This window comes from Thiofilum flexile DSM 14609 (genome assembly GCF_000380185.1).
In the GTDB taxonomy this organism is placed as follows: Bacteria; Pseudomonadota; Gammaproteobacteria; order Thiotrichales; family Thiotrichaceae; genus Thiofilum; species Thiofilum flexile.
In genome coordinates, this window is record NZ_KB904795.1 from 1 (window position 1) to 7,053 (window position 7,053).

Genomic DNA, 7,053 nt, shown 5'->3' on the forward strand with positions numbered 1-7,053 from the left:
CCCCCTCCCCTAACCAATTATAACCATTATACCAGTAACGAATACTGTCTCGATCTAAGTCCATCAATTCAGCAGCAAATACGGTATCTATATCATAGTCGGTGTAGCCACATAGCGTACTGTAGCGCTTATCAAGAGTAATATCTTTGAGATTATTTAAGCCTGAAAAAAGACTCACTTTAGAGAACTTACTAACACCAGTGAGGAAACTAAACTTGATTTTAGCATCGTAATCTTTAATCGTACTATAAAATCCACGTAAAAAATCCCGATTTGTTTGAGCTACTGCTCGATCTTCTAGTGCATCTAAGATAGGCTTATCATATTCATCTATTAGAATCACCACTGGCAGCCCCGTTTGCCGCTCAGCATAATAAATTAAGGCCTGAAAACGCTCAGGGCAAGTTGTATAACCCGAATAATAATTAAACTGCTGTTCAAGTCTATCTAACTGTGCAGCTAAATTTAATGGTAAATAATCAGCCTCTCTGAAATTCCCACTACCAAAACTAATTCTTAATACCGGATACTTCACCGACCAATCCCATTGATCGTGAATAGCTAAATCTCTAAATAGTGGCTCATTTCCCTCAAAAAGCTCTTTGAGTGTATCCAGAAATAGGCTTTTACCAAAACGGCGCGGTCGAGAGAGAAAGTAATGCACTCCCTCATTCATTAGCCCCTGTGCTAGGTGGGTTTTATCAACATAGTAATAACCCTCCTCTCGAATACGGGCGAAGGTTTGGATACCGATAGGTAGTTTTTTACGTGCTGTCATGACTTACTGACCACTAAGTTAGTGTCTTTAGACCAATCACTACAGTATACCATAGTGATAGAGAGTCTTAGTGACTTCAAGTCCCATAACTCAGTTATCTTATAGGACAAAATCGTGTATATAGGAGTTTTTTAGCTATTTTGCTTATTGGTTAACTTACTATGTCTACTGTACTCCCCTTATTTTCCACCACCTTCTTACTCTCTTGTTGGGCACAAGACTACACAACTTATTGCAAGAGTGAATTAGATGCTCAGCTATTACAAACTTTAAAAAACTGGGCTGAAAAAGACTTTCAAAACGAAAGTGTTTCAGAGAGTAGCTTTGTCAATACCTTTTTCGTGAAGCTCTGGGGGTATGTGCGCTCTGGAGAACAAGAAAAATCAGCAGGCTATACCTTTGAGCCACAATTTGCCATTGATAAGGCAGGGCAAAATGGTGGGGTAGGTAAAGCAGATGCTGCGATGGGCTGGTTTGGTGCAACAGAACTACCTAATACACCTCAAATACTATGTGAGTTTAAAGATATTCGCTCTGGCCTAGATGCAAAGCAAAATCGTAAAGGTAATGACCGCTCACCTGTCAAACAATGTGCAGACTATTTACATTTTGCCAAACAACAGTTTTCTCCTTTTGGTACGGAAAAAATCCAACCCACTTGGGGTATTGTTTCGGATATGAATGAATTTCGCTTATATTGGAATGCACGAATACCGTATCAGTATGAGCGTTTTATTATTCAGCGTCGCAACTCCACTGATTCGAGTACTTATTTGCTAGATAATAGCGAAAAAGCTAAACAGCAACGATTTTTATTTACTCGCTTATTTCATTCAGACTGGTTATTGAATCGAGGCAATGAAGCACCGCTATTTAATCTAATCAAAAACCAGCGCTTACAAGAAAAATCTATTGAAAAAACATTTTATTTTGAATACAAGGCTTATCGAGATTTTCTATTTCAAACACTAGTTGAATATAATCGTAAGCAACGCCTCACTCCTCGACAATTAGTCAGATTAACTCAAAAACTATTAGATCGTTTATTGTTTGTGATGTTTTGTGAGGATATGGGAGCATATTTACAGTTTCCAGTTAATTTATTGCGCGATTTATTAATTAAGGATAGTCAGGATACTGAGCTAAGACCAGATGGCACAGATTTTTGGGAGGAGACAGTACTTCGGCTATTTAAAGCAATGCGTAATGGTGGAGAATTCCGTACTAACTCTATTAGTAAGTTCAATGGTGGATTATTTGCATCAGATGCCGATTTAGATGATTTACATGTACCCAATAAAGTATTTTTTGCTCCCTTTCAAGGGGTGGATAATGACTCTATCTTAAAACATAAGAACACAATCCTCTATTTCTCAGCCAACTATAACTTTGGTTTAGAGGAAGGAGGAAATCGTGCTATTGGACTCTATACATTAGGGCGTATTTTTGAACAGTCTATTACTGATCTTGAAATTATGGAGGCAGAGGCAGCTTGCGAAGAATCTCTAATGAAGCTTAGTAAGCGTAAAACTGATGGGGTTTATTATACGCCTGAGTGGGTAACGGCTTATGTAGTCGAAGAAACGCTAGGTTTACGATTACGAGAGTTACATACCGAACTAGGTTTGACTGAGTTTGAAACTTTAACTGTACAGCAAATTGATAACGATCATTTTAAAAATGGTAAAATTAGAAAAGGTTCTACTAGCGCTCGCTATTTTGATTTATTAGAAAATTATTTACTTAAAATTAGTACACTCAAAATACTTGATCCTGCATGTGGTAGTGGTGCTTTTTTAATTCAAGCCTTAAAACGTTTATTGCGAGAGCATGAATGGGTGGCTAGTGAAAAAAGCCGTGTCAATTATGAGTATCGTCAAGTAGCTGTCTTTGATAAAGCTAAAACCTATCGTGAGATTTTAGCAAAAAATATTTATGGAGTGGATGTCAATGCAGAATCAGTCGAAATTACTAAACTAGCACTATGGTTACATACTGTCATGCCAGGACAACCTTTATCCTCTTTAGATGATAATATTTTATGTGGTAATAGTTTAGTTGATTGGGATATTAAAGCCGTCCTAGGTGACTTATCAGAGGAGCAATTAGCGCGTATTAATCCATTTAGTTATCAACAAAGTTTTGCAGAGGTTCTTGCTGCTGGTGGCTTTGATGTGATTATTGGGAACCCGCCTTATATTAAGTTGCAGAATATGCGGCGTATTCAGCCTGAGGCGACTGAGTATTGGGTTAAAGCTCTTAATGCGGATGGAACACCTAAATTTAGAAGTACTCAAACAGGTAATTATGATATTTATTTGCCCTTTATTGAGCAGTCGATACGGTTATTAAAACCTGAAGGGCGGATGGGCTTTATTGCACCGAATGTATGGGTCGTTAATGATTATGGTCAAGGGCTGCGCCAAGTTCTTTCTGAGACTAAACGCTTAGATCGTTGGGTAGATTTTAAAAGTTATCAAATTTTTGATGAGGCAATTACTTATACAGCATTGCAGTTTTTTACGGGTAAAGCTGTTGATGGTATTAAACTACATTTTGCTCCAAATGGCGGAGATGACCTAAGTAATATCGAATGGTCAAATATTGAGGCTGTATCTTATAGTCAGTTATCAGATAGTAATGCTTGGCAATTTATACCGAATCAGGAGCGTAAGTTAATTGAAAGATTAAATAATAACTGCATACGCTTAGATGACATTAAATTAACCAATTCTATTTTTCAGGGACTAGTTACTAGTGCTGATAATATCTATCATCTAACCAAAGTTAATAGTAATAAGTACCTATCATATACAGACAAAAATACTCCTATTGCTGTAGATATTGAGGATGATCTGATGCACCCTCTAGTTTCTGGGCAAGAGGCCAAACGTTATCAAGAACCTTATAATGATTTTTTGTAACTACTCAGTTCCCTAAAAAATCAGCTAAGCTATCCCTATGAACCCGATTATCCGTCCCACGAGAGAAGACTTGCAGCAGTTGAGCCACGCCCAACTGGTGGATCTGGTGTTGTCGCTGTTTGACACGATTGAACAGTTATCGTCACTATCAACACGGGTAGCGGAGTTGGAAGCGCAGTTGGGCAAGAACAGCAAGAATTCACACAGACCGCCGTCATCGGATGGGCTGAAACGCCAGCCTGCCCAACCCCGCCAGCCAGGGCAACGCCCCAAAGGGGGTCAGCCAGGCCACCAGGGGCATAGCCTTGTCATGCACCCATCCCCCGATTACGTTGGGGATTGCCGCGCTGAAGGCTACTGTGATTGTGGCTTGCCGCTATCCGAAGCTACCGGTGCAGTGGCTGAACGCCGCCAGCAATGGGACATCCCCGCCCCGCACATCGTGGTGACGGAATATCGCCAGATCATTGCCACCTGCCGTTGTGGCAAAGCCCATGCCGGGAAATTCACCACCTCCCTGCCACCGTACATCAGCTATGGGGCACGTCTGAAAGCGTATGCAGTTGGTTTGGTGCAGGGGCATTTCATCTCGTTGTCACGGGTGACAGAGGTACTGTCTGACCAATACGGGGTCAAACCTTCCGATGGCAGTGTGCAACGCTGGGTCAGCCAGGCCAGCGGGAAACTCACCGCTACCTACGGCGACATCCGGCAAACCATCCGCACCAGTCCGGTGGCGCACTTTGATGAAAGCGGTATCCGCACCCAAGGCAAAACCCAATGGCTGCATGTGGCCGCCACCCCTGAAGCGGTGTACTACACTGCCCATGCCAGGCGGGGACAGGAAGCCATGACCGCAGCCGGTATCCTGCCTGTCTTCAACGGGGTGGCCGTGCATGACCACTGGAAGCCTTACTTCCGCTTTGATAACGTGATGCACGGCCTGTGCGGGGCGCACCTGCTGCGTGAGCTGAACTACTTTGACGAAACCCTCCGGCACCAATGGCCTGCACAGCTCAAACAAGTCCTGATCGACGCCAAAACCGCCGTGGCGCAGGCGAAGGCAGCGCAACATGACTCCCTGACGCCTGACCCAATGGCAGAACTGGGGCAGCGCTATGACCAATGGGTAAACCATGGCCTGCTGGTCTTCCCTGAACAGCCCAAAACCCACCCCAAACAGGGCAAGGCGAAGCAACACCCTGCCAGAAACCTGTTATGCCGCTTGCGGGACTTCAAGGATTCGGTGTTGCTGTTCCTCCAGCGGTTTGACGTGCCGTTTGACAACAACCTGGCTGAACGGGCAGTACGCCCGGTGAAAGTCAAACTCAAGGTGGCTGGCGGGTTCCGCGCTATCGGCGGGGCGGATGCCTTCTGCGTCATCCGTTCCATCTGGGAAACTGACAAGCTTCAGGGGCGAAATCCGTTTGAGTCCCTCAGGGCGGTTTGGGCATAGACTGAGTAGTTACGATTTTTTTATCTTTTTTCCATATAAAACTGACGAAGCAAAACCACGTCTTTATACAGAAATAGAGCTAGCTAAATTATTTCCATTAGGTCTGGAGTACTTGAAAACCCATGAGAGTTTTTTAAGAAAACGTGAAAATGGCAAAATGGATAAAAAAGGCTGGTATGGTTATGTTTACCCAAAAAACTTGGATAAACAGGAAGTGAATAAGCTAATCGTTGCTCAAACTGTGCCCTCTCTAAGAGTTTGCTTTGACCATAATGCAGCTTTCTATCTTAATAACGTCAGAGTTAATGGCATATTACCAAATGGTGATAAAGAACTAGGTTGGTACTTATTAGGAGTACTTAATGCCCCTGTTGCCGACTTTATATTTAAGCGTATTGCCAAGGTTAAAGAAGGAGGATATTACGAGGCTAATAAACAGTTCATTGCCCCTCTACCTATTCCCGATGCAACGCCTGAGCAAAAACAGCAAGTCGCTCAATTAGCTGAAAAACTTCAAGAGCTTCACACTACCCATCGTGATGAACTAGCTAAACTCGAAAAGCGCCTCAAGGCCTCACAAATGCAAGACAATCTAAAAACCCCACAATGGATCTGGGCAAAACTACCCGACGAAAAACAACTAAAAATCTCTAATGCTGCAATCGCTACTGGATTAAAAGGTAAAGCTCTAACTGAATGGGCAAAAAACCAATATCAACAAAAATTAGATGAAAAACTCAGTGTATTAGCAGCACGTCTCCATCCCCAACTCAAACTCAGTGTACGCCAGGAGGATGGTGAATTAACCTTACTAGCCGATGGTATTATTGCCTTTGATAGTGTGTATTTGGATGAGGACGAAGCTATTTTTATTGCAGCCCAATGGAGATACTTTATTCGCTCAACTAATATTACGCCTAGCCTTAGTGCTGAAAAGGTACTAAGTGAACTGCTTAAATTAAAAAGCACCGAAAATACCAGCTTACGCAAACAGATTATTGACTTGGATAAAAAACTAGATGAATTAGAGCATCAAATAAAATTGAATGAGCAAGCTATCAATAACATAGTTTACTCTCTTTATGAGCTTACTAAAGAAGAAATTATGCAGATTGAACAGGGTTAGTTAGTTATCATTTTGTAAGGCTAGGTATCAAATAGCCCTAGCCTTGCTCAATAACAAAACCCACAATATTACGAGTTACCTTACTGAACTCTACCCCAATTAAATACAAAGGCTGATTTAAGGCTCGGTATTTATCTGCATAGCGTTTGTCATGGATTTGCCTTAGTGCTTCACCCTCATGACTATGCTCAATCACTTTAAATTCAAATAAATAAATACGTCCATTAAATTTCACTGCCATATCTAAGCGCCCTAAACTGGAGCTATCCTCTACAATGGTATCAATCCCTAATGCAGCAAAATGCGAGTAAAATATTGAGGCATAATAGCCCTCATACTGAGCTAATACCCCACGACTACTGTCATACCATTGATGCGGAATACTGGAAAAAAAGGCATGAAACAATCCTTGTAACTCTTCTACTGCATTACGTTGCAAGATTTTAATGAGCTGAATGCGATTACGCAGAGCAAGACTTTCATTCACACCATAGGCACTTAATAAACTCGTATTTAGGCTGCTTTTTACTTCATGATTAGGATAGCCTAAGGTATAAAACCAATACCCTAGCATAGGTTGCTCGACCTGATGGATAGTTAAATAGCCTGTCTGAAATAATAATGCTTCATTGCTAATATGATCAATATCAAAGGCCGATAATAAAGCCTCATCGGATTGTAATTGCTCTAGATTAGGGGTGAAAAATTGATTATTGGCTAAGTGGCGAATCAGGAAAGTGGGGGTTCCAGTCTCAAACCAGTAGTTTTT

Annotated in this window: 5 protein-coding genes; 3 read left to right on the plus strand and 2 right to left on the minus strand. The window is 41.8% G+C overall.

The genetic code is table 11. The features are described from left to right. On the minus strand, positions 1–778 hold a 778-nt coding region (locus A3IK_RS0114965), incomplete at its 3' end, for an ATP-binding protein (protein WP_020560797.1). Between the two features lie 161 nt (positions 779–939). On the opposite strand from A3IK_RS0114965, the gene A3IK_RS19695 reads away from it, so the two are divergent. The 3 genes from A3IK_RS19695 to A3IK_RS0114980 all read left to right on the plus strand — a co-directional run bounded on the left by A3IK_RS19695 (position 940) and on the right by A3IK_RS0114980 (position 6,284). Continuing rightward, a complete protein-coding gene (locus tag A3IK_RS19695; RefSeq protein ID WP_051081577.1) occupies positions 940–3,702 on the plus strand; it encodes an Eco57I restriction-modification methylase domain-containing protein in 2,763 nt (920 codons plus the stop codon). Between the two features lie 37 nt (positions 3,703–3,739). Next, positions 3,740–5,158, plus strand: coding sequence for an IS66 family transposase (gene tnpC, locus A3IK_RS0114975; protein ID WP_020560798.1), 1,419 nt, complete (start codon positions 3,740–3,742; stop codon positions 5,156–5,158). A 112-nt stretch (positions 5,159–5,270) separates the two neighbouring features. Then, on the plus strand, positions 5,271–6,284 hold the full coding sequence (locus A3IK_RS0114980) for a TaqI-like C-terminal specificity domain-containing protein (protein ID WP_211209457.1): 1,014 nt from the start codon (positions 5,271–5,273) through the stop codon (positions 6,282–6,284). Positions 6,285–6,321: 37 nt separating this feature from the next. On the opposite strand, the gene A3IK_RS0114985 is transcribed toward A3IK_RS0114980, so the two are convergent. Further along, positions 6,322–7,053, minus strand: a 732-nt coding sequence (locus A3IK_RS0114985; RefSeq protein ID WP_020560799.1) for a PD-(D/E)XK nuclease domain-containing protein, incomplete at its 5' end; no start/stop codon positions are given.

Bases quoted from the DNA above. Each gene is read 5' to 3' on its own strand.
- A3IK_RS19695 (WP_051081577.1), top strand. From the start codon at position 940: ATGTCTACTGTACTCCCCTTATTTTCCACCACCTTCTTACTCTCTTGT.
- tnpC (WP_020560798.1), top strand. From the start codon at position 3,740: ATGAACCCGATTATCCGTCCCACGAGAGAAGACTTGCAGCAGTTGAGC.